The organism is Commensalibacter sp. M0355 (assembly GCF_016101365.1).
Taxonomy (GTDB): domain Bacteria; phylum Pseudomonadota; class Alphaproteobacteria; order Acetobacterales; family Acetobacteraceae; genus Commensalibacter; species Commensalibacter melissae.
The window spans coordinates 337,114-357,018 of sequence record NZ_JACFQQ010000001.1 but is presented as its reverse complement, the minus strand read 5'-3'; the positions used below and the strand labels follow the sequence as shown (position 1 = coordinate 357,018).

The 19,905-nt window shown below is 37.1% G+C and carries 29 protein-coding genes; 25 read left to right on the top strand and 4 right to left on the bottom strand.

The features are described from left to right. Nucleotides 1-5 precede the first annotated feature (5 nt). Genes H3T44_RS01725 through H3T44_RS01655 form a run of 15 tightly spaced genes read left to right on the top strand, consistent with a single transcriptional unit; the run spans nucleotide 6 to nucleotide 10,261 of the window. Nucleotides 6-1,490, top strand: coding sequence for a DUF2213 domain-containing protein (locus H3T44_RS01725; protein WP_198184665.1), 1,485 nt, complete (start codon nucleotides 6-8; stop codon nucleotides 1,488-1,490). A 5-nt stretch (nucleotides 1,491-1,495) separates the two neighbouring features. Continuing rightward, a complete protein-coding gene (locus tag H3T44_RS01720; RefSeq protein WP_155569811.1) occupies nucleotides 1,496-2,005 on the top strand; it encodes a hypothetical protein in 510 nt (169 codons plus the stop codon). Nucleotides 2,006-2,007: 2 nt separating this feature from the next. After that, complete coding sequence (locus H3T44_RS01715) at nucleotides 2,008-2,970, top strand: major capsid family protein (RefSeq protein WP_198195748.1); 963 nt, start codon at nucleotides 2,008-2,010, stop codon at nucleotides 2,968-2,970. Next, complete coding sequence (locus tag H3T44_RS01710; RefSeq protein WP_155569809.1) at nucleotides 2,970-3,185, top strand: hypothetical protein; 216 nt, start codon at nucleotides 2,970-2,972, stop codon at nucleotides 3,183-3,185. Before H3T44_RS01715 ends, H3T44_RS01710 begins: the two co-directional genes overlap by 1 nt. After that, complete coding sequence (locus tag H3T44_RS01705; RefSeq protein WP_155572423.1) at nucleotides 3,175-3,615, top strand: DUF4054 domain-containing protein; 441 nt, start codon at nucleotides 3,175-3,177, stop codon at nucleotides 3,613-3,615. The genes H3T44_RS01710 and H3T44_RS01705 overlap by 11 nt, the downstream gene beginning before the upstream one ends. Then, nucleotides 3,615-4,163: a hypothetical protein gene (locus H3T44_RS01700; protein ID WP_155569807.1), complete on the top strand. Its 549-nt coding sequence runs from the start codon at nucleotides 3,615-3,617 to the stop codon at nucleotides 4,161-4,163. The genes H3T44_RS01705 and H3T44_RS01700 overlap by 1 nt, the downstream gene beginning before the upstream one ends. Before the next feature lie 3 nt (nucleotides 4,164-4,166). Beyond that, nucleotides 4,167-4,550, top strand: coding sequence for a hypothetical protein (locus H3T44_RS01695; RefSeq protein ID WP_198195746.1), 384 nt, complete (start codon nucleotides 4,167-4,169; stop codon nucleotides 4,548-4,550). Then, nucleotides 4,547-5,131 (top strand): hypothetical protein, encoded by a 585-nt coding sequence (locus H3T44_RS01690; protein WP_198195745.1) that lies wholly within the window; start codon nucleotides 4,547-4,549, stop codon nucleotides 5,129-5,131. The genes H3T44_RS01695 and H3T44_RS01690 overlap by 4 nt, the downstream gene beginning before the upstream one ends. After that, nucleotides 5,128-6,255 carry a DUF3383 family protein gene (locus H3T44_RS01685; protein ID WP_198195743.1) on the top strand — a complete coding sequence of 376 codons (1,128 nt, stop codon included), beginning with the start codon at nucleotides 5,128-5,130 and terminating at the stop codon, nucleotides 6,253-6,255. The genes H3T44_RS01690 and H3T44_RS01685 overlap by 4 nt, the downstream gene beginning before the upstream one ends. Before the next feature lie 2 nt (nucleotides 6,256-6,257). Continuing rightward, nucleotides 6,258-6,707: a phage protein gene (locus H3T44_RS01680; RefSeq protein WP_155569803.1), complete on the top strand. Its 450-nt coding sequence runs from the start codon at nucleotides 6,258-6,260 to the stop codon at nucleotides 6,705-6,707. Between the two features lie 2 nt (nucleotides 6,708-6,709). Beyond that, nucleotides 6,710-7,180, top strand: a complete 471-nt coding sequence (locus H3T44_RS01675; protein WP_155572426.1) for a phage tail assembly chaperone — start codon at nucleotides 6,710-6,712, stop codon at nucleotides 7,178-7,180. 17 nt (nucleotides 7,181-7,197) lie between these two features. Further along, nucleotides 7,198-7,368, top strand: a complete 171-nt coding sequence (locus tag H3T44_RS01670) for a DUF6889 family protein (RefSeq protein WP_198184715.1) — start codon at nucleotides 7,198-7,200, stop codon at nucleotides 7,366-7,368. Between the two features lie 6 nt (nucleotides 7,369-7,374). Then, on the top strand, nucleotides 7,375-9,339 hold the full coding sequence (locus tag H3T44_RS01665) for a phage tail tip lysozyme (protein ID WP_198195741.1): 1,965 nt from the start codon (nucleotides 7,375-7,377) through the stop codon (nucleotides 9,337-9,339). Beyond that, entirely contained in the window at nucleotides 9,336-9,953 is a 618-nt protein-coding gene (locus tag H3T44_RS01660) for a phage baseplate protein (RefSeq protein WP_155572429.1), read from the top strand. Before H3T44_RS01665 ends, H3T44_RS01660 begins: the two co-directional genes overlap by 4 nt. After that, entirely contained in the window at nucleotides 9,950-10,261 is a 312-nt protein-coding gene (locus tag H3T44_RS01655) for a phage baseplate plug protein (RefSeq protein ID WP_155569798.1), read from the top strand. Before H3T44_RS01660 ends, H3T44_RS01655 begins: the two co-directional genes overlap by 4 nt. Here H3T44_RS01655 and H3T44_RS01650 read toward each other — a convergent pair. From H3T44_RS01650 to H3T44_RS01640, 3 genes are all read right to left on the bottom strand, one after another. Next, the gene (locus H3T44_RS01650) at nucleotides 10,258-10,887 is read right to left on the bottom strand and encodes a hypothetical protein (protein WP_198195739.1); all 630 of its coding nucleotides are present in this window, start codon (nucleotides 10,885-10,887) and stop codon (nucleotides 10,258-10,260) included. The genes H3T44_RS01655 and H3T44_RS01650 overlap by 4 nt on opposite strands. A 303-nt stretch (nucleotides 10,888-11,190) precedes the next feature. Further along, entirely contained in the window at nucleotides 11,191-11,355 is a 165-nt protein-coding gene (locus H3T44_RS01645) for a hypothetical protein (protein ID WP_155569765.1), read from the bottom strand. Nucleotides 11,356-11,423: 68 nt separating this feature from the next. After that, the gene (locus tag H3T44_RS01640) at nucleotides 11,424-11,786 is read right to left on the bottom strand and encodes a hypothetical protein (RefSeq protein WP_155569764.1); all 363 of its coding nucleotides are present in this window, start codon (nucleotides 11,784-11,786) and stop codon (nucleotides 11,424-11,426) included. A gap of 148 nt (nucleotides 11,787-11,934) precedes the next feature. On the opposite strand from H3T44_RS01640, the gene H3T44_RS01635 reads away from it, so the two are divergent. Continuing rightward, nucleotides 11,935-12,075: a hypothetical protein gene (locus H3T44_RS01635; RefSeq protein WP_198195737.1), complete on the top strand. Its 141-nt coding sequence runs from the start codon at nucleotides 11,935-11,937 to the stop codon at nucleotides 12,073-12,075. Between the two features lie 194 nt (nucleotides 12,076-12,269). Next, a complete protein-coding gene (locus H3T44_RS01630) occupies nucleotides 12,270-12,959 on the top strand; it encodes a tetratricopeptide repeat protein (RefSeq protein ID WP_198195735.1) in 690 nt (229 codons plus the stop codon). A gap of 411 nt (nucleotides 12,960-13,370) precedes the next feature. Here the strand turns inward: H3T44_RS01630 and H3T44_RS01625 are convergent, their stop codons facing one another. Beyond that, the gene (locus H3T44_RS01625) at nucleotides 13,371-13,892 is read right to left on the bottom strand and encodes a hypothetical protein (RefSeq protein WP_155572452.1); all 522 of its coding nucleotides are present in this window, start codon (nucleotides 13,890-13,892) and stop codon (nucleotides 13,371-13,373) included. Between the two features lie 153 nt (nucleotides 13,893-14,045). On the opposite strand from H3T44_RS01625, the gene H3T44_RS01620 reads away from it, so the two are divergent. The 8 genes from H3T44_RS01620 (at nucleotide 14,046) to H3T44_RS01585 (ending at nucleotide 19,903) form a co-directional block, all read left to right on the top strand. Further along, nucleotides 14,046-14,252 (top strand): hypothetical protein, encoded by a 207-nt coding sequence (locus tag H3T44_RS01620; RefSeq protein ID WP_155572453.1) that lies wholly within the window; start codon nucleotides 14,046-14,048, stop codon nucleotides 14,250-14,252. 75 nt (nucleotides 14,253-14,327) lie between these two features. Further along, nucleotides 14,328-15,119, top strand: a complete 792-nt coding sequence (locus H3T44_RS01615) for a BRO family protein (RefSeq protein WP_198195733.1) — start codon at nucleotides 14,328-14,330, stop codon at nucleotides 15,117-15,119. 54 nt (nucleotides 15,120-15,173) lie between these two features. Next, a complete protein-coding gene (locus H3T44_RS09070) occupies nucleotides 15,174-15,953 on the top strand; it encodes a phage antirepressor KilAC domain-containing protein (protein ID WP_232347474.1) in 780 nt (259 codons plus the stop codon). A gap of 393 nt (nucleotides 15,954-16,346) precedes the next feature. Next, nucleotides 16,347-16,601, top strand: coding sequence for a hypothetical protein (locus H3T44_RS01605; protein ID WP_198195731.1), 255 nt, complete (start codon nucleotides 16,347-16,349; stop codon nucleotides 16,599-16,601). A gap of 139 nt (nucleotides 16,602-16,740) precedes the next feature. Then, nucleotides 16,741-17,715 (top strand): hypothetical protein, encoded by a 975-nt coding sequence (locus H3T44_RS01600; RefSeq protein ID WP_198195729.1) that lies wholly within the window; start codon nucleotides 16,741-16,743, stop codon nucleotides 17,713-17,715. Further along, nucleotides 17,715-18,368 (top strand): Gp138 family membrane-puncturing spike protein, encoded by a 654-nt coding sequence (locus H3T44_RS01595; RefSeq protein WP_155567734.1) that lies wholly within the window; start codon nucleotides 17,715-17,717, stop codon nucleotides 18,366-18,368. The genes H3T44_RS01600 and H3T44_RS01595 overlap by 1 nt, the downstream gene beginning before the upstream one ends. Continuing rightward, nucleotides 18,365-18,715 carry a hypothetical protein gene (locus H3T44_RS01590; RefSeq protein WP_230880462.1) on the top strand — a complete coding sequence of 117 codons (351 nt, stop codon included), beginning with the start codon at nucleotides 18,365-18,367 and terminating at the stop codon, nucleotides 18,713-18,715. Before H3T44_RS01595 ends, H3T44_RS01590 begins: the two co-directional genes overlap by 4 nt. 3 nt (nucleotides 18,716-18,718) lie before the next feature. Further along, on the top strand, nucleotides 18,719-19,903 hold the full coding sequence (locus tag H3T44_RS01585; protein ID WP_198195727.1) for a baseplate J/gp47 family protein: 1,185 nt from the start codon (nucleotides 18,719-18,721) through the stop codon (nucleotides 19,901-19,903). The last annotated feature ends 2 nt before the right edge of the window (nucleotides 19,904-19,905 follow it).

Here is a 19,905-nt window from a genome sequence, read left to right as displayed (position 1 = left end):
TAAAAATGAATAAAGTTAAGATGAAAGATACCTTACCTTATTTGTTAAACGATGTGTTTACGATAGGAAAGGAAGGTATAACGCGTGAGCGTTTGCCAGATGGAGGTATCTTATGCAGAAATGTTCCTTTCGCCAGAACAGGAACAATGGAATATGGTATTTCTGAATTGGGCGGACAAATGGATACCAATGATGATCCTATTGATTCACCAAATGGGATTATTACTGTTCATCGTGATGGTGATTTATTATTTAGTCAGCCCGTCATTGAAAGTTTTGAAGCATCTCCAATAACATTACAACATCCACCTGTTTTTGTTAATCCTGACAATATGAATGAATATACACAAGGTACCATTCGAAATATTAGACAGGGTGAGGATGCTTTAAATAATTACCTCTTGGCTGATCTGGTGATTAGAGGAAGAGATGCCTTGAATGCAGTTGAAAGTAAGAGATTGCAAGAGGTAAGTCCTGGTTATGAAGCTGAATATGAACCTATTGAAGGTAAGCCAGGACATTATAAACAAACATCCATGATTGGTAATCACCTTGCAATTGTGGATCGTGGACGAGGTGGCAGAGGTGTCCGTATTGGAGACAATCATAATTTTCAAAGGAAAAAAAGAATGGGTTTTAAACCACTTAAATGGGCGGAGAAAGCATTGAACGCTATTGCGGCAAACGATGCTGAAAGCCTTGGCAATGCTATTCGTGAAGGAGCAAGTGAAGTGCCTGACCAAGATACTAATACAAGACAGGAGCCAATACCTCCAAAAATCATGCCTAAAGATAAAGAGGAAGGTGAAGGTAATACAGAAAATGGCCAAACCATGCAAAAGCAAATTCTGGATGCCATTACAGGGTTGGGCGGTAAAATTGACGCTTTGGTTAATGCGTTAACAAATACAGCTAAAACATCTGATGATAATGGCCAACAGAATAATGGTAATCCATCAAGTGAAAATTCAAACCAATCTGTATCAGAACCATCAACTGTTGGCGACGATAATATCGAAGAAAAGAAAGTTGAGAAAACTGTAGAGGATGAAGTGTCAGCTTTGGTTGAGGAAGGTAAACAGGCACCAATTGGTGATGCGGCTTTTGTTTATCTGAGACAAAACACATTGGCAAATGCTGAATTGCTATCACCTGGCATTAAAACTGGTGCAATAGATATGAAAGCCAAGAAAGCTGATCAATATAAAATGATCAATGCAACTCGTATCGCCGCATTGGAACGGGGATTAAAAGGGGAAAATGGAGACATTATTCGTCAATTTATTGGCAATAAACCACCTCGCAACATGACAAGTGATGCCCTTTTCACCGCATTCCAAGCCGCTGGAACAGCAGTCAAATACAATAATAACAACAATAATAATACTGGCGGAAGTATGTCGGCCAGATCAGTAGTGGGAAATAGTGAAATAACTTTAGCTCATATTAATAATATTAATCATGAATTTTGGAATAAAAAACAGGGATAAAATAAATGGTTGCTTATTTATATCGAATAGACACAGGTTTTGAAGGAAATTTATCAAGGCAATCCGCTAATGGTGATGTATTCAGTGAAATTTTATCACCTGATGCCGATTGGAGTAAATACGGTTTCGGACGCCCTGTAAAATATGATGATAAAGGAAGAATTGTTCCTTTGGCAGAAAAGGATACAGCAGATGTTATCCAGGGTTTTTTAGTGCGTAATTTTCCAAGTCGTGCAATCGCAGATGATGGTTTTGGCGGATATCCACAAGTTAACGGTGGTGCGGTTCCAGTCGCAAGGCGTGGTTATATGACTGTCAGATTATATGGAGCGGCAATGGCGAAAAAGGGTGCCGCTGTTTTTATCCGTACTGGTTCCCCATCTGATACATCCCCTTTGGGAGGTGTTGAGGCCGCTGATTCAGGCGATGGGAATACTATTAAGCTTCCGAATGCACAGTTTGAAGGTAATGCTGGTGTTGATGGAATAACAGAAATTTCTTTTGGGATTAAATAATTATGCCTATAACATATGATACTTCAAGAGTACAGGTTAATGATAGCAATGGTGTTTATCTTATAAGTCAATTGGAAAAATATGACTATATTCTTCACCAACCTTTGCAGTATTGTTCCTGGTCAAGGGATATTGATTTACGTGAAGATATCACGGTTGCCCATCAGTTATCAAGTTTTTCAAGGTCTAAATTTGGATTGACAGGAGGTACCGAAGCTTCTGGTTCTGGTATTCCATGGTTTGGTGATGAATCCACCGCTATTCCATCTGCAAGTGTTGATACTGAAAAAGTAACATTGCCTATCAGGGATGTTGTTTACAATTTAAAATATTCAGAACTTGAATTGCAAAGATCAAAAGAAACTGGGCAGCCAATTGATCAACAAAAATTGGCCGCAATACAATCCGCCCATCAAATGAATATAGATCATATGGTTTATATGGGTGCACCGGAATGGGATAAAGCATATGGATTAACCAATCATGCCGATATATCAGTTGGCAATTCAACCATAAAATGGGATACAGCTGATGCAAAAGCCATTCAGGACAGTATTTTAGATGGAATGTCACAGACCTGGAAAGCAAGTGCATTTCGTGTCCCTCCATCTCATATTCTGGTGCCACCCAAATTGTTTAATAAATTAAATATTACCGTATCAGCAGCTGGTACAATGTCCATATTGGAATATATTAAAAAGAACAATGTTTATACACAGTCAATGAATGGTGCCCCCTTAAATATTTACCCTGTTAAATGGCTGGATGCTGAAGTCCGTAAAAACAAGGAAAACAGGATAGTATTCTATACAAAAGATCAGAATTATGTTCGTTATCCAATGACACCTCTTCAAGCGTCAACTTTATCTGTTTCCAATTTAATATATTCACTTTGTTATTATTGCACATTAGGACAGGTGGAAATTGTCTATCCTGATACAGTTTCATATATGGATGGTGTATAATGTCTGTTATATTGGTTAAATACCCATTTTTTATTGATAAAATATACTATCAGGTGGGTAGACATGAAATAGATGACAAACTTGTTTCTCATCCTTTTGTAAAAGAACGGGCAATTGTATTGGAAGAAAACAAGAGAGATTTTGATCCACCCGAACCACCCAATCAGAATGATCAAAAAACTGGTTTGAATAAGAATAATAAAAATGGAAAATAATAACGAAATCATCATAGACTCAACCCATAAAATAGGTCTTGATGATTTTTTTTATTATTTCCCAGAATTTATTCAAGGCGATGATACTGAACAAAAACGATATCCAGATCAAACAATATTAAGTTTCATCAAAATTGGTATTGAATTCGTCAATATCGATCTTTGGGGAGATAATTGGAAATGGGGTGTATGTCTATTCGCGGCTCATGAATTGGTTATATCTATTAACCAAAATGAGAATGGGAATGCCACACCAGGGTTAACCAACGGAGTTATTGCCAGTAAGTCCGTTGGTTCTGTAAGCAAAAGTTATGATACAGGAAACGCATGTTATAGCGATGCAGGCTATTATAACCTGACCTCATATGGGCAACGTTATTGGATTTGGTCGAAACGTTATGGACGGTTGTTGGGAGGATTGCAATTCTGATGAGAATTTCAATAGATAACGACAAATCTGAAAAAATATTGAAAACAATTCGATCAATGTCCAATAAACGTGTCTTAATTGGTATTCCCAAAGACACAGCTGATCGTAATGATGGAACTGGTGTTAGCAACGCATTGATTGGATATGTCCTGGAAACAGGTTCTCCTGAACATAACATACCTGCAAGACCTTTTTTGGTTCCTGGAGTAAATTCCGTCAAAAATACAGCTGTTAATATTTTAAAAAAGGCTGGTGCCCAGGCTTTGAATGGAAGGGAAAATGAATTCATAAAGGGTTTGCATAAAGTTGGTTTAATGGCCGTTGGTGCAGTCAAGGATAAAATGGATACCGGGCCATTTGCACCACTTTCTGATGCAACATTAAAAGCAAGAATAAGAAGAGGTGGTGGATCAAAAATCGGTGCTGAAGAGGAATTGAAAAATCGTTTGAATGGAGGCTCTCCTGGGACTTCTTTAGCTCAACCTTTAATCGATACTGGAAACTTACAAAATAGTATTGTTTATGTAATTCGTGAGAAGAAAAATTAAACCATGCCTTTTTTAGATGTTACAGATGTATTGGATGATCCTGATTTTTCACAATTTATCGAGGTGAAACGCTCGATTAACAGGATTGATGAAAATGGTGAAAGTAAACTTGATACTTTCAAATATAAAACACATGGTGTGGTTCAACCGATATCCGCACAGGAATTGATAAGATTGCCTAATGCTGAACGATTGCAGGGCGGATGTACTGTGTATACAAAATTTCAACTGATTGCTGGTCATGATGATATATCGGCAGATATTATTGATGTCAATAACAGTTCATATGTGGTTGTATCAGTTGATAATTGGGGAAATTTTGGACTTGGCTACACAATGGCAAAATGTGCTCTTTTAAATATGAGAGATAATGGTGATACATCATGAAAGCCAATTCTCCAACGCCTGATGGAATTATGCCAATAGAAGGTAGCGGTGCGGAAAATGACAAAGATTTAGATATAATCTTTGGCGACTTTATTTCACAAATAACAGGATTATCAAGAAATTTATGTCGCAGACGTTGGCAAGAAAACCCTCCACCGCAACCAGATAGAAATGTGGATTGGTGTGCTTTGGGTATTGTCGATATCGAACCAGATATTAATGAATACAAATATTTCCAGGATGGAATTGGATTGACTGTTGGTTTCCATGAAACCTTATCATTGCTTGTCTCATTTTATGGGCCAAACGCAACATTGAATGCAATGAATTTACGGATTGGTCTAACCTTATCCCAAAACAGGATTATTTTGTCAGAACATGGAATGGCATTCATGAATGCAACAAATACCATAAGATTTCCTGAATTGATCAATAGGCTATTTTTACCAAGAACAGACATAACATTAAAAATAAGACGTCATGAAAAAAGAATTTATCCTATTAAAAGTGCTGTTTCATCAGATGGCGTCATTACAGCGGAATATGTTAAACAATCATTCACAACGGAGAATATAAAATGACGCAAGGTCTGCCATTATCTGATATTGTCAATGTGTCAGTTACCCTTGAACCACAAGCTACATCCACCCGTAATTTTGGTTCTTTCTTGATATTGGGTGACAGTAAGGTTTTGGATAATAACACTTTGCATTTATATGAAAGTTTAGATGCACTCGCCACTGATGGATTTACGGTAGATAGCCCAGAATACAATGCGGCGAAAGTTTTTTTTGCCCAGTCACCGCAACCTTCAACTCTATATATAGCAAGAATGGATTTTGAAGGAACAGAAAATGATTTGCGACAAGCGGTATTGGGGCTTTCACAATCTTCCTGTGATTGGTATGGATTGGGACTTGCCTTTTCCAAGGAAATTGATAATCAGCAAATTGTGGAAGTCGCAAAAGATATAGAAGGTTTTTCCCCTTCCAGGACATTATGGGTGACAACTCGGGAAGTGGGAGCCATTCAGGAAAACAGTGACAACAATCTGGCTTATTTATTAAACAAGGCAAAATTGTCTCGAACATGGTGCCAGTACAGTTCTTCAAATCCTTATGCGGCAATCAGTGCTTTTGCAAGAATTGCAACTGTTGATTATACGGGTGAAAATACAACTTTAACTCTAAAGTTTAAAAATGAACCTACAATTGAAAGTGAAACATTAACATCTTCACAATATAAAGTTCTCGCATCAAGAAAATGCAATGTTTTTGTTCTTCTTCAGAATGGTGAATCAATTATTCAGGAAGGGTATATGTCTGATGGAACATGGGCTGATACAAGAATAGGCGTTGATTCATTGCAAAATAACTTACAGGTGGCCGGTTTCAATCTTTTATATAGTGACAATAAAATACCATTGACAGATGAGGGGATGACAACTCTAAAAAATGCCTATGATCAGGTTTGTCAACAATATGTCATTAATGGATTTTTTGCACCAGGATTATGGGATGGCCCAGATATAGGTATTCTGAAAACAAATCATATGCTTAATAATGGCTATTATATCTATGCTCCACCTATTGCCACACAATCTTCCGCTGATCGGGCAGCCCGTAAGGCGGTGACTATGCAGATAGCCTGTAAACTGGCTGGAGCCGTTCATTTTTCCAATCTTATTGTTAATGTGAGAAATTAGATATGCAAGTAGGATCAACTTACTCTTTTTTAGACGTTACCTGTACTATAGGTGGACCAGGATTTTCCATTTCTTTGGGTGAGGGTTCAGGAAATGCGGAAGAAGGTATCACCATTCAAATGGTGGGTGACAAAAATACCATGTTGACTGGGGCGGATCATACGGTAATGCATTCGTTACATGCAACAAATGCTGGTACTGTCTCGGTAAAATTATTCCAGGTGAGTCCCAAAAACGCACTTTTGCAAGCGGCTTACAATGCGACAAGAATGTCATCTTCCCTATGGGGGAAAAATACCATTTCAATTGAACAGAAAAATTCAAAAGATACTATTGTCTGCAATACCTGCGCCTTTCAAAAACAGCCGGATATATCATATGCAAATAATGGTGCCATACTTACATGGTCTTTTCACTGCGGTCAAATTATAGGTATGTTGGGAACATATTAAAAATGGAAAAATCAACATTGGAAAATTCATTTAGAGAAGATTTTTTTAAAATCAGCGATCATGTGGTAATCAAGGGTAAAAAATTTACTTTTAAAAAATTATCGGCGATGCAACAGTTTCATCTGACACGTCGACTTGCGCCAATTATCGCCTCATTTGCTGATGGTGTTCCTTCTGGCAGCAACATCATGGAGGCAAAAAAATCTTTTAATTTAACTAAAATTGGTGAGGAAATAGCCAAATTATCAGATAATGATGCTGACTATATCATTAGCACGTGTTTGCAGACTGTGGAATATCGTGATGAAGAACATGAACGTGATTTCCCGATATGGCATAGAACTGGTGGTTTGGCTTATGAATGGATTGAATTGCCTGACATGCTTACATTGACATGGTCAGTGATTTTATACAATCTTGGGGGTTTTATTCCCGCCGTCCCCTCCAATACGAAGCGACTGGGTGCGGCGTAAATTTCAAGGCAGTTACATTGCCGGATTGTATGGATTTCATGATGCGTCCTGTTTTGGCAGGTATATGTAAAATGGAATCACTATATAACGGGACACTTGATCTAAATGATTTCGCTCTTATGAATGACGCGTTGAATGCAAAGGCGGAAAACGAGATAAGAGCGCAAAAAGCAAATCAGAATCAATAAAAAACAATGGCATCATCTAGTGTAATTCAGGAATTCCTTGTCGGATTGGGTTGGAAAATCGACGAGCAGGGACAACAGAGATTCATTGAGGCTCTCGAAACAGTTAAAAAAACAGCATTGGCTGTTACCGCATCATTCATGGGTGTGGTTATTGCCGTTTCAAAAGTTGCCGAATCCTATAATCAGCTTGAATTTTCAAGTGATCGGGCTCAGTCTACTGTAGCTGGTATGCAGCAATTGGCTTTTGCCGTGTCTCAGGTTGGGGGAAATGCGGAGGCGGCAAGAGCAAGCTTGCAGTCAATTGGCAACTTTTTAAGGTCTTCTCCCGGAGCGGAATCGTTCATTCAACGTTTGGGAGTCAATACCAGGGATGCTGAAGGCAGATTGCGTGACACATCCATGATCATGCAGGACCTTTCCTCACAATTCAAGACAATGCCATACTGGCAGGCCAAAGCATCAGCGGGCGTGTTGGGAATTGATGAAAACACTCTTCAGGCCATGATGCGAGGCCTGGGAAATTTTGGAAAACAATATTCTGATATTTATAAGGCTGTTGGTGTCAATCAGGATCAGGCCGCCAGAAAATCAGTGAAATTCATGCGGCAGTTCAATCTGACCGCTGTCGCGATAAAGGCTTTACGAGACCGTGTGGCTGTCTCCCTAATGGATGGTATTGGCGGAGATATTGTAAAATTCCGCAATTTGTTGATATCCCATTCAAGGGAAATAACTGATGCCATTGAAAAAATATCGCGTTTCGTGATCGATCTTTCTGAAAAACTGTTTAGAATGTTCAGCGAAGGTGTTGATGCCATTTCCGGTCTTTATAATCAGTTTATGAAACTGGATGATGGATCATTGGGATGGATCAAAACATTAGGTGAGCTATATTTGGGATGGGTAGTCCTATCAACGGCATTGAAGGCAACTCCCCTGGGTATTGTATTCTTACTTGGGGCGTTTATCCTTTCTTTATACAATGATTATAAAAAATGGAAAGATGGTAGCAAATCCCTAATAGATTGGGAAAAATGGAAACCTGGTATCGATGCGTTCACAAAATCCATAGAGAATATCATGGATATTTTCAGGACTATGTGGCCCAATATTAGAGAATGGACAGCCCCTTTATTAAGCTATTTCAAAACAGAGTTTCTCGCGACCTTTACGGAACTTGGAAAATTGATACAGCATATCAGTGGCGCGCTGGATGACCTGCTAAATGGTCGATTTAATTCATCATGGGATAATATCAAGCTGGCATTCGATGACCTAAAGGATTTCAGTAAAAAAGATGCTGAGGCCACTGATCAAATGATGCGGGATTATAGGGAGCGTGCGGCGGGTGCTGTTGTTGGTGCCCAGCAAAAATTGACGGGCCTGAATTTTGACAGGGTTCAGCAAGCCATGCAATATCTCACCTCTCAAGGGATTGACAGGGTTCACGCTATTGCCATGATCGGGAACTGGCAACAGGAAAGCAGTCTTGATCCCGCGAAAAAAGGGCCGGGAGGTCATGGTGGGTTGGAGCAATGGAGTGAAGATCGTCGTGACAAAATCTTGAAAGGTACAGGTATTGATGTATGGAAAGCCAATTTTGCGGATGCCATGAGAGCGGCTGTATGGGAATTGAAGAATGGACAAGAAACTCGTAATTTCAAAGAATTTCTAAAAGTTGCAAATCCTGATGCAGCAGTGGCATATTTTAATCAGAATATTGAACGTTCTAAGGAAAAAATGGATGATAAAAATATGCTTAAACGCATAGGTTATGCTCATAATATTGATCTGATGACAAAATTGATGCCCATGGCACAGAAAAGTGTCAATAACAGTCAAACAATCAATCAGAATATTACCGTTAATGGAGCAAAAGACCCGCATGCGACCGCAAACGAGATTAAAAATATAACACGGCAGGCCCAGAATAATTCACTGGTGAGAAATATGAAAGGACGCAGGGCATGAGTTTTACCGATATTGCAACCAGTCTATTGTTTAACAGTGGTCATTCTCTTGGCAATGGAGATGTTAAGGTCATTCCTGACCTTGTCATGCGTGAACGACATAAAGATACATTGGGGATAACCTCGCATCCCATTCAAACCGGTGCCGCAATTACGGATCATGCCTATGTTATTCCACCTCAATTCACGCTTGAATGGGGTTGGTCAAATTCAAGTCTGAAAGCCTTGACTGAAAATTTTTCCGATTTTAAGCTGAGCAATTTCGTAACCGGTAAATTGGGAGAGAATTATATCAATGAGGTTTATGAGTCGTTAAGAAAATTGCAACAAAAACGTGTTTTGTGTACAGTTGTCACAAGCAAGAGAAAATATAAAAATGTCCTGATTGAATCCATTGATACAGAAACAACTGAAAACACCACATATTCCATGATGGTCATATTGAATTGCAGGTCTGTGCAAATAGTCGAGACATCAATGGGGAAAATATCAACCCCGACAAATGTGCAAAAATTTGCCTCCAAAACATCATCCCAATTGAAGATGGGTACGAAGCAATTGAAAAATGTCGATAATGACAGCCTGTCAGATAGGATAAGTGAGCTGTTCCAATGAACAAGCTGTATGAAATACCATTGATCCCGGCAAACCAGAGTTTCAACATCTCGATTTTGCAAAAAAACTATCAATTGCGCCTGTTCTATTGCAATGCGCCTAATGGGGGATGGGTTCTTGATATTATGAATGCGGACGGCACTCCGATCCTGTTGGGTGTTCCTCTTGTCACGGGGGCGAATTTGCTTGAACAGTTCAGCTATATAAAGTTCTCGTTTGGTCTTGTCGTGGTCACGGATGGAAATTCTGATAAAGTTCCGACTTTCAATAATCTGGGAAATGAATCATATTTATATGTCATTATCTAGTTTTGACAGTGCTCCCACTTTTCTTGATATACAAAATCTCCAGGCTTGCCCCAGCACCATCCTTTGGTTTTCAAATAAGTTATATATTCATCCCGCAAAGCGCATGTTTTATTATTTAAATTTTCATCAATTGGAGATGACTTGCAAATATCATCTATCTGCTGTGCCCATTTCAAAAGATAGTTGATATTATCATCACTATCCAGTTTTGGTGTTTCTTTCGATTCATTGGATGATGTATCATCCTTTGCGTTTTGATTTTGCTGTATGGTTATCTTGAATTTATTTCCTCCTATAGTGCTTATCATGTATTCTCCTGATTCACTTGCGGGAACATAATAGCTGCCATGTGATGGCCCGTATAATGCCGGCGAAGCAAAAAAAATGGTTGAGTTACCTTCAGATGTTGGTTCAAGTTTTGCTTCAAACACATTAATTTTTGTCAATGTTATTTCCCAGTTGATTTGGCATGGGCAATTTAGTTTATAGGGTTTTGTTTGCAATATCCCTTCACCTTCAACAGTTATCAGATTGGGAGATTCGCTATTGTTTTCCTGTGCATTCACAAACAGGGGGAATAATAGGGATGATGATAATATACCAATTAACAGGGATTTTCTAAACATGATTGTTCTCAAAAATTAACATTCTATCAAATCAGTCATATATTGCAAAATACAAATTTCTTGCTTATTCTTCAGACGGGAAAATGAAAATCTCTTCACTATAGTCTTCAATATACTGACGGGTGAGCGGTTTGACATTATCGCTGATATCATACAGAAAATAGAACGGAACAAAAACCCCTATACAAGTGCCGAGCATTTCAGGCAGAGATATCTCATGAGTTTAATGGGGATGTTTAATATGTGATAATATTATGGGACAAAAAAAATGCCCCATATATGGAGCATTGAAACTTTTATTATTTAAGCTACTTTTCCAAGTTTGATGATTTTTTCGTTATATAGTTTTTCATCTTCTTTTTCTATTTTATCAATGAGCTTTTCCAATTCAAGAAATTTTAAATATAATTGGTGGAAACCTTCACAAAACTCATGATAATACTTATCATATTTGTTACCATTTGACATTTTCTTGACCTTATAAAATTATATAAAAATTTATTATTATATTTTAAAAAATTTAAGCAGTCATATCATTATATATTATTTTTATCTAATTTATCTATATATTCTTTACATTCTTTTGTATTTTCATTTTTAACCCCAGATAAAAGGCTGTCTGCATATAGTAAACCTAATTTTATATTTTGTAGTCTTATTGTATTTATAGCTACTTCATTACTTTTTGATGATAAAAGTTTATCTTCCAATTTTACAACGTCAATTTGTAATTCTTTCACTCTATCTTGTAAATCTTGCAAAGATGGTTTTTCTATTTTTTTAAATTCTTTTATTCCTAATTTTTTAAACTGATTATTTATAAGCTTTAATATTCTGGTTACTATTTCAACAATTTTGTCATATTCATTATTTAGCTTTTCATTTAATTTATCATTCATAATCAATCCTAATATTCTAAATTGTTTCTAAACGACAATAAAATTAATGTTGGATAAAATCAAAAAATTAATTTTCACATAATTTTTATTAACAATAGGTTGCAGAGTTTCAGTCAATCATGACGTTTGACCTGTAAAATACTAGGACATGCGTGAAAATACATGGGAAGTTACCGAAGCTGAAACACAGATATCTCCCTATTGGAGCTGGAAATTTCATTTTTTGCGCTTAGTCAAAATTTATGACGAAGCTATCATAGGGTTAATCATCATATCTGATGAGTGGTAAAAAACATTGGAAAACACGTGCGGATTTGATTCGCCAGATTTGGCGGATCAAAATATGGTGGTGAAGGGTGGCATATATCGGGGTGATATTTTGTTTCGTACGAAGCGTGTATAGTCACTTTTAATTGTGTGATTGTAATAATATGTTAATAATGTAACTCTCATTTAACAATCTTGTTTCAAGGATTACATTCAATGACTTCCATTAAACACGCGCTTTTCATGATCGCCGGCATGACCTTCCTTACACCATGTGTCCACGCCCAGAATAAGGATCTGAACAGTATGTCTATCGATGCGTTGCGGGACAGGGCAAATCATGACGACAAGGAAGCAGATAAAATATACAAGAAAAAATTGAATGAGAAATACAAAAATAAAACAGTTTCTGAATTAATGAAAATGGCCAATCAAGGAGATAGCGAGGCATCATTTCTAGTGGGAAGTACTTATTTACTCAAACTATACCAGCCACAAAATGCCATTGAGTGGTTTAATAAAAGTTCAAAAGATGGAAACGTAAATGCCTTGTTCGCAATTTCTAACATCTATTATTATGGTTGGGGTGTGCCTAAAGATATTCAGAAAGTGATTGAATTGTGCAAGGAAGCAGCCAATAGAGGATTACCGGATGGAGCTTTCCGTCTAGTGGAAATATATACCTCTGAAAAATACGGTTTACAAGATTATGTTGAAGCAAATCATTGGTTAAAAATAGCCGTTCAGGAAGGAGCCTCACAAGCCTTAGATACACTTGGTTTAAGTTATGAAAATGGAATAGGAACTCTTCCAGATAAAGAAAAGGCCAAATATTACTATAAACAGGCATGTTCGAAACAAATACAGGCTGGTTGTGAAGATTATGATAGATTAAACAAAAGTTAATATTAATGTTTTAAAATTTGGTTCGCGCCACGGTGGAGCAAACCTTGTTTATATAGTTTTCTATGGTTCAAGGGTGTCACTATTAATGACATACTTTTCATCATTCTGATGGCGTCGGTAATACCGACATCATCCATATACCCATGGCGTCCATAATATGGACATAATCTTTTTTATCATTATCTAAATATGAAATAGACTGACTGTAACTATTGGTTATAGTCACCCTTCAGTACTATCATTAATATATAGGGTGTACGTTTTACGTACCCCCTTTTCGTTTAAAATAATATTACCATACTGTTTGCTCGCCAAAATTGGCGGGCAAAAATTAAAGTGGCAATCATAATTGTTTGCTCCCCCAAACGGGGGAGCAAAAATTGAACAAATAAAAGAATTGTAATCTTTTAATTAACTTTTTTTATCTATGGATATATTAGCTTTATCAAGTAATTGCTGCATATAGTCAGAAGCTTCTTGTCTATTGTTTGATTTTGTTTCTCTCCATATCTTAATTAACTTATTTATATGAGGCCATATTACATCGATACAATCTCTTCGTAACCTATATAAAACTTCATCTTCTGAAAAATATTTCCAATGTATTTTTATAAATTCTAATATTTCTTCCTCATCATAAGTGGGATTTGTATTTGGATCTTTAGCCAGGTTAATAAATCTAACTCCCTCATTAACATCCCAATAATATTTCCAATTGGTGTCATTCACTTCTTTATAATTATCTGTATAGGTTTTAGAAATATCAGAATATGTTTTTTCTGCTATATCCCTGATTGCACTTTCTACAACTGTTGTGATCGTCTGTTTGGTAATTCTTGATACAAATTCTAATGCGAATCTTGTTTTAGGATCAAGACGTATCGTTAAGCTCTCAGTTCTATTAATGTTACGTTTTCTAGTTGTTTGTGCCATTTTTTAAACTTATAAATTTACGTTATTCATAATAAATATATGTAATACAAAAAAATTGCAAATAGAGCTTGAATTATAGATAAATTTAGTATACTAATTTGTAATGCACAATATGTGCATATCATTAAAAAAATATAAAAAGGAATAATAATAATGACTATTGGATATGGTAATAAATTTCCGTTAATTGATCGAAGTAATGTTTCATTTCGTATTCCAACGAAATTATTGGAAAATATTGATAAATGGGGAATTGAAAATGAGTATTCAAGCAGGACAAGAACAATATGCAAGATTTTGGAAATTGGCTTGAAAACTTTAAAAGATGAGGGATTTAAAAATGATGAAACGCAATTTTGATAATAAAAAAGCAGCGGATATGTCACCAAACTACCCCGCTGCTTTAAACTCAGTCATCATGAAAGAAATTCTAACATGAATAATCAGAATATAACAACTTTTGATGAAAAATCAAATCCTATTACTCTATTCAATTTTAATAGCATAGATGTAAGAGTTATTACAAAAGAAAATGAAGCTTTTTTTTGTTTAAAAGATGTTTGCAAAATTTTGCATGTTTCTAACTCTCGAGATTTAATGTATAAGAAGTTAGATCAAAAGGGAGTAGAAAAAATCTACACCCTTACCTCTGGTGGTAGGCAAGAGCTAGCTTTTATTAACGAACCTAATTTATATCGCGTAATTTTTAGAAGTAATAAACCTAAGGCAAAATCTTTTCAAGATTGGGTGTTTAATGAAGTATTGCCATCTATACGTAAAACGGGTGGATACTTATTGTCACCAGGTCAATACGGCGGGATAACCAAATCGGTTGTCAACAAGGCCGTTGCAATTTTGCGGAAGGATTTCGAGAAAGTGTATCGGGATGTCGAATTCCTGAAAACAGGTTTCGATCCATCCGCGGCTTTCGTGACATACTACAAACCTATCATCGCCGTCCTGAAGGAAAAGAACGTTCCCCAGAAAGGGAGACGGACATTGTCATGCAGATGTTCGGGAAGGATACACCGGTATCTTATCAGGATGGACAAGGCATCGATGATCCAGATCAGTCGTGAAACGGGTCGGTATATCTATCATATCGACGGGATCAGGGAATGGCTTGGTTATGAAGGTGAGAACATCATCCGGAACCATATCGATAAGGTGATGGGGCAGGGTCGGCTTCATCTGGTACCCTCAACCAACAATTCTTTCAAGCATTAACAAGAGACGATGAAAAAATATCCTCATTATTAATGAGGGTAAAGGAGAGCCGTTATGGATCAAAATCTAAATACAAATTCACATGAAGCCTTTCATTCTTTTTCTCATCAAGAATTAATAATTGTTAACACTAAAATCAGACAAGATAAAGAAGGTCGTTATTGTTTAAATGACTGTCATAAGGCATCTGGTGGTGAAAGGAAAAATGGGCCTTCTTATTGGTTAGAAAATAAACAAACTGTTGAATTAGTTAAAGAAATCACCGATACAGGAATTTCGGTATCGCCAACAAATGTAATAAAAGGTGGAATTGAACAAGGCACTTACGTCGTCAAAGAACTTGTTTACGCCTATGCAATGTGGATCAGTCCGGCTTTTCATCTGAAGGTCATTCGTGCGTATGATGATCTTGTCCAGGGAAAATATCATCCTGTCGTCAATCTTGATGATCCCGTCTTTCTGAGAAACACGCTATTAACCTATACGGAAAAATGCATGATGCTTGAAAGTGAGAATAATGCATTGAAACCGAAGGCGGATGGATTTGACCGGATTGCAACGGCGGACGGTTCGTTATGCATCACGGATGCTGCGAAGACTCTTCAGATGGGGCCAAAGGAACTGTTTTTCTATCTCAATTCCCATGAATGGATTTACCGACGGACTGGCAACAAGAACTGGCTCGCCTATCAGGACAAGATCAAGCAGGGATTGCTTGAGCATAAGGTGACGGAGGTTTCATTGAGTGATGGAACAGGCAGGATCAGTGAACAGGTTAGGATAACGCCAAAGGGACTGACCAGATTGTCCGAAATGTTCTCGAATCATGTATAGACGTGATCTGGAACAGTAATAACCGGAATTAGTGAAGTGGATTATAATATATATACTTGTTTATTAAGTAAAGATTAATAATTAAAAGAAATAAAAGTTAATTCCATGTCGAAATATTGTCTTGATATCCTGAATTTACTGATTAATTTAAGTTAATGAATATTAATCGTTTATATAAATAAGCTTTATTATTTGTATCGATAATAATCGATAAAACCATGTTGTAGATAGTGATCTGTTCTGAACAATCTGCTCACTATCTACGTACCTAGTATGGTTTAAGAATAATAGGCCTCTTTTATGTAGGGTTGTGTTCGAGGATATCAAGACTTACAAGAAAAAATATATCGATTGTTGGATAACAATTGAATGAAAGATTGAATGGCTAGTGTTATGACCAATATAACTCTGAATATTAACGATAGTTGCTCACACGAGAAAAAGATGCATTCTATTGAGGAAGCGGTGAAAAATTGCGTTGGGAACCTGTATGTCCATAATGAAATCATGAAGAAGGTTATCAAGAGCATTGATTGTTTATCTCCAAAAGACCCGACTTACAAACTTGAGTTGATAAATACGTTAAAATGCATCACTTCATTGCTTGGTAATATTGATGATGATATAGATTCATTGCGGAATATCTGATTTTAACGATTAACGTCTAGATTTTTAATCCATATGGTGAGCCCATATCTGGGCTTACCGTATAGATAAACAGTTTTTATAAATAACCATCAAAACGATACAAGCCATCCATACGGGTGGCTTTTTTATTGGGTGAATTATGTCATTACAATTTTTGAGAAGCTGTATATTAGTGGTTTCAGATAATGCAGGTAATACAGAAGATTTATCCCTGTTGAGGATTACATTCAGGGTAACGCATGGAACTATTCAAACTCCAAGAAAACTTGTATTAAAAATATGGAACCCTTCTCCAATTACTATAAATAATGCCAAATCATTCTATACATCCATTAGTTTATCAATTGGTTATCAAAAAGAATCTTCAGTATTGTTTGAGGGAAAAATACAGCAAATTAGAGATGGACAGGAAAATCCTGTAGACACATTTTTGGAAATTATAGCTGTGACTGGTGGAATGGCATATGCAGAATCAGTCAGTTCAGCAGTACTGCCCGCAGGTTGGTCATATAATCATGCGCATTCCCAGATTGTTGAGGATATGGCCAAAAAAGAAAATGTTGGCAAAGGCGATTTCCCATCATTGACAGGATCGGCTCCACGTCCGAAAATAATGTATGGCATGACACGTGATCATTGTCGTGTTCTTGCGCATTCAACATCTGCAGCCTGGAATATTGATGATAATGGTGTTTCCTTTTATCATATACCAGATATGGTGAAGCCCCAATCGCAAAATGAAGAGGCAATAATCCTGTCACCAAAAACAGGTCTTATCGGAGTTCCCGTTCAGACTCCTGATGGCGTTCAGGCAACCTGCCTAATGAACGCCCGTTTAAAAAGAAATGTACTTGTTCAAATAAAGGATGCCAGAACTCTTGATGCGCAAGCCGATGTCTCATATAGCGCAATCAATGGTGGAAATCAGGTCATGACAGATGAAAATGGTGTTGAACGTAGAAGTGTTATAGGAACATCTCCAACAGGAACCTATCGTATCGCCTATGTAGATCATGAGGGAGATACAAGGGATAATGTTTGGTACTCGACTATTTGTTGCATTGCCGTTGATGTATCGGCGGTTCAGACACAAAGAACCATAGGAGCTTTTTAATGGATACCAGGGAAAGATATCCTGACAGACAAGAGGAACTTTTATTGATCGGTGATGCCTTGCAAGGACGTATGTGGACGATGTTGCCAGGTATAGTCGTTAAATATTTTATACAAGACAATACACCTGTTGCATCAGTGAAACTGGCAATCAAGGGATATGACATTATTGATGATGGTAGCAAGACTTTTCATGATTTACCAATATTGCCCCATTGTCCGGTAATGTTCCCGAGAGGTGGTGGATATTCCATAACTTTCCCAATAAAATCCGGTGATGAGTGCATGGTTCTTTTCGCAAGCCGCTCCATAGATGAATGGTGGCAATCCGGTACAGGTCAACCACCATATGATTTTCGCCAGCATGATCTTTCAGATGGAATATGTCTTGTCGGTCTGACAAGCAAATCGAAACCATTCAAAAACATAAACACATCTTCCTTACAGATAAAAAGTGATAATGATGATCTGTTAATCGAGTTAGATAACAATCAGATAAATATCAAGGCAAAATCCATCAATATTGAAGGTGATGTAAATATAAAAGGTGAGATGAAAGCATCTGGTGATGTTATTGGTGGAGGAATAAGTCTGAAAAATCATAAACATGGTGGTGTTCAACCAGGTGGTGAGGAAACGGGAACTCCAAAATGAAAATAAGAATTGTTGATAAAAATGGAGACATGCAGTTTGGACAATCCCTGAACAATTTTCTTTCTGATCATCCCAGGGTTGTTTCTCAACTGCTTGATTCAAGATTGAAATTATGGACAGGGGAATGGTTTTTCGACACCAGTGACGGGATACCATGGGCAACCAATGTTTTGGGTGAACATACAGCCAATATTTATGATGCTGTTATTAGAGAAAGAATATTGGACACACAAGGTGTCAGTCATATTGAACATTATCAAAGTCGGCTTAACAACCGTAAGTTGAATGTAAATGCAATTGTACAAACAACTTATGGCAAGACATCAATAGATTATGGAGAAACGTAATAAATGAGTATTTCTCAAATTATATGTAATGTGACAGATAAAGGTATTACCGCTCCAACTTATGATGTTATTCTAAATTGGTTTCAAGAACAATACCGTTCAATTTATGGACAGGATATTGTCTTGGATAATTCAACCCAGGACGGACAATGGATCGCCATTCAGGCTCAGGCTGTAAATGCGAGCAATCAGGCCATGATAGCTGTCTTCAACTCATTTTCTCCAGCAAAGGCTCAAGGTGCCGCATTATCAAGTAATGTAAAAATAAATGGAATTAAACGTAAGGATGGTAGCAATTCCTCTTGTGATGTTATCATCACTGGTGTTCCTGGAACAATTATACAAAACGGATTGATACAGGATACAATTAACAATTATACATGGAAATTGCCTGTTACGGTCGTTATTCCGTCTTCAGGAGAAATAACGGTAACTTCCATATGTCAGGTTCCAGGTGCGGTAACTGTCAATATATCGACATTGACAGTTATAAAAACCCCAACGAATGGCTGGCAGACAGTTACGAACGCAACTACGGCATCTGTCGGGAAAGAGCCCCAGTCTGATGCTGATTTGCGTATTCAACAGGCTGCAAGCACAATGATATCTGCATACAGTATAATGGATGCATTGATAGGTGCGATATTAAATCTAAAGGGTGTGATTGATGTCAAGGGTTACGAAAACAACCTTGGCAATAAAGATGAAAAAGGTATTCCTGCAAACAGTATAGCACTTGTTGTTGATGGAGGTGACGCTAATGAAATAGCAACCATCATCGCAAACAAAAAATCTATGGGTGTTGGCACTTATGGTGAGACAAGTGTTACAGTGATAAACCCGATTGGTGGACAACAGACAATAAATTTTTTACGTCCAATTGAAATTGATATCTTTGTTTCAATTAGATTGCAGGCCCTTACAGATTATACCAATGAAATTGGTCAATCAATCGCACAAAATGTTTCAAGTTATATTCTATCTCAAAAAATTGGATGTGTAATTTATACAACGAGATTGTTTGCGCAATCTACCTTGCCTAATGATAATGGCGGTTTAACTTATGACATCATTGATATTCAGATAGGTTTGGACAGGAATAACCTATCTTCATCAAACTTGAAACTGGCATTTAATCAGAAACCCATGTGTCCAGTCGCCAACATAACGATTAATGCAACAGAGTAAAT

What these genes read in the sequence shown, in the direction of transcription:
- H3T44_RS01675 (WP_155572426.1), top strand. Translation starts at nt 6,710, where the DNA reads ATGGAAAAATCAACATTGGAAAATTCATTTAGAGAAGATTTTTTTAAA.
- H3T44_RS01705 (WP_155572423.1), top strand. Translation starts at nt 3,175, where the DNA reads ATGGAAAATAATAACGAAATCATCATAGACTCAACCCATAAAATAGGT.
- H3T44_RS09070 (WP_232347474.1), top strand. Translation starts at nt 15,174, where the DNA reads ATGGATCAAAATCTAAATACAAATTCACATGAAGCCTTTCATTCTTTT.
- H3T44_RS01650 (WP_198195739.1), bottom strand. Translation starts at nt 10,887, where the DNA reads ATGTTTAGAAAATCCCTGTTAATTGGTATATTATCATCATCCCTATTA.
- H3T44_RS01700 (WP_155569807.1), top strand. Translation starts at nt 3,615, where the DNA reads ATGAGAATTTCAATAGATAACGACAAATCTGAAAAAATATTGAAAACA.
- H3T44_RS01590 (WP_230880462.1), top strand. Translation starts at nt 18,365, where the DNA reads ATGAAAATAAGAATTGTTGATAAAAATGGAGACATGCAGTTTGGACAA.
- H3T44_RS01665 (WP_198195741.1), top strand. Translation starts at nt 7,375, where the DNA reads ATGGCATCATCTAGTGTAATTCAGGAATTCCTTGTCGGATTGGGTTGG.
- H3T44_RS01625 (WP_155572452.1), bottom strand. Translation starts at nt 13,892, where the DNA reads ATGGCACAAACAACTAGAAAACGTAACATTAATAGAACTGAGAGCTTA.
- H3T44_RS01645 (WP_155569765.1), bottom strand. Translation starts at nt 11,355, where the DNA reads ATGTCAAATGGTAACAAATATGATAAGTATTATCATGAGTTTTGTGAA.
- H3T44_RS01660 (WP_155572429.1), top strand. Translation starts at nt 9,336, where the DNA reads ATGAGTTTTACCGATATTGCAACCAGTCTATTGTTTAACAGTGGTCAT.
- H3T44_RS01655 (WP_155569798.1), top strand. Translation starts at nt 9,950, where the DNA reads ATGAACAAGCTGTATGAAATACCATTGATCCCGGCAAACCAGAGTTTC.
- H3T44_RS01725 (WP_198184665.1), top strand. Translation starts at nt 6, where the DNA reads ATGAATAAAGTTAAGATGAAAGATACCTTACCTTATTTGTTAAACGAT.
- H3T44_RS01640 (WP_155569764.1), bottom strand. Translation starts at nt 11,786, where the DNA reads ATGAATGATAAATTAAATGAAAAGCTAAATAATGAATATGACAAAATT.
- H3T44_RS01605 (WP_198195731.1), top strand. Translation starts at nt 16,347, where the DNA reads ATGACCAATATAACTCTGAATATTAACGATAGTTGCTCACACGAGAAA.
- H3T44_RS01635 (WP_198195737.1), top strand. Translation starts at nt 11,935, where the DNA reads ATGCGTGAAAATACATGGGAAGTTACCGAAGCTGAAACACAGATATCT.
- H3T44_RS01600 (WP_198195729.1), top strand. Translation starts at nt 16,741, where the DNA reads ATGTCATTACAATTTTTGAGAAGCTGTATATTAGTGGTTTCAGATAAT.
- H3T44_RS01620 (WP_155572453.1), top strand. Translation starts at nt 14,046, where the DNA reads ATGACTATTGGATATGGTAATAAATTTCCGTTAATTGATCGAAGTAAT.
- H3T44_RS01720 (WP_155569811.1), top strand. Translation starts at nt 1,496, where the DNA reads ATGGTTGCTTATTTATATCGAATAGACACAGGTTTTGAAGGAAATTTA.
- H3T44_RS01715 (WP_198195748.1), top strand. Translation starts at nt 2,008, where the DNA reads ATGCCTATAACATATGATACTTCAAGAGTACAGGTTAATGATAGCAAT.
- H3T44_RS01585 (WP_198195727.1), top strand. Translation starts at nt 18,719, where the DNA reads ATGAGTATTTCTCAAATTATATGTAATGTGACAGATAAAGGTATTACC.
- H3T44_RS01615 (WP_198195733.1), top strand. Translation starts at nt 14,328, where the DNA reads ATGAATAATCAGAATATAACAACTTTTGATGAAAAATCAAATCCTATT.
- H3T44_RS01685 (WP_198195743.1), top strand. Translation starts at nt 5,128, where the DNA reads ATGACGCAAGGTCTGCCATTATCTGATATTGTCAATGTGTCAGTTACC.
- H3T44_RS01695 (WP_198195746.1), top strand. Translation starts at nt 4,167, where the DNA reads ATGCCTTTTTTAGATGTTACAGATGTATTGGATGATCCTGATTTTTCA.
- H3T44_RS01630 (WP_198195735.1), top strand. Translation starts at nt 12,270, where the DNA reads ATGACTTCCATTAAACACGCGCTTTTCATGATCGCCGGCATGACCTTC.
- H3T44_RS01595 (WP_155567734.1), top strand. Translation starts at nt 17,715, where the DNA reads ATGGATACCAGGGAAAGATATCCTGACAGACAAGAGGAACTTTTATTG.
- H3T44_RS01690 (WP_198195745.1), top strand. Translation starts at nt 4,547, where the DNA reads ATGAAAGCCAATTCTCCAACGCCTGATGGAATTATGCCAATAGAAGGT.
- H3T44_RS01710 (WP_155569809.1), top strand. Translation starts at nt 2,970, where the DNA reads ATGTCTGTTATATTGGTTAAATACCCATTTTTTATTGATAAAATATAC.
- H3T44_RS01680 (WP_155569803.1), top strand. Translation starts at nt 6,258, where the DNA reads ATGCAAGTAGGATCAACTTACTCTTTTTTAGACGTTACCTGTACTATA.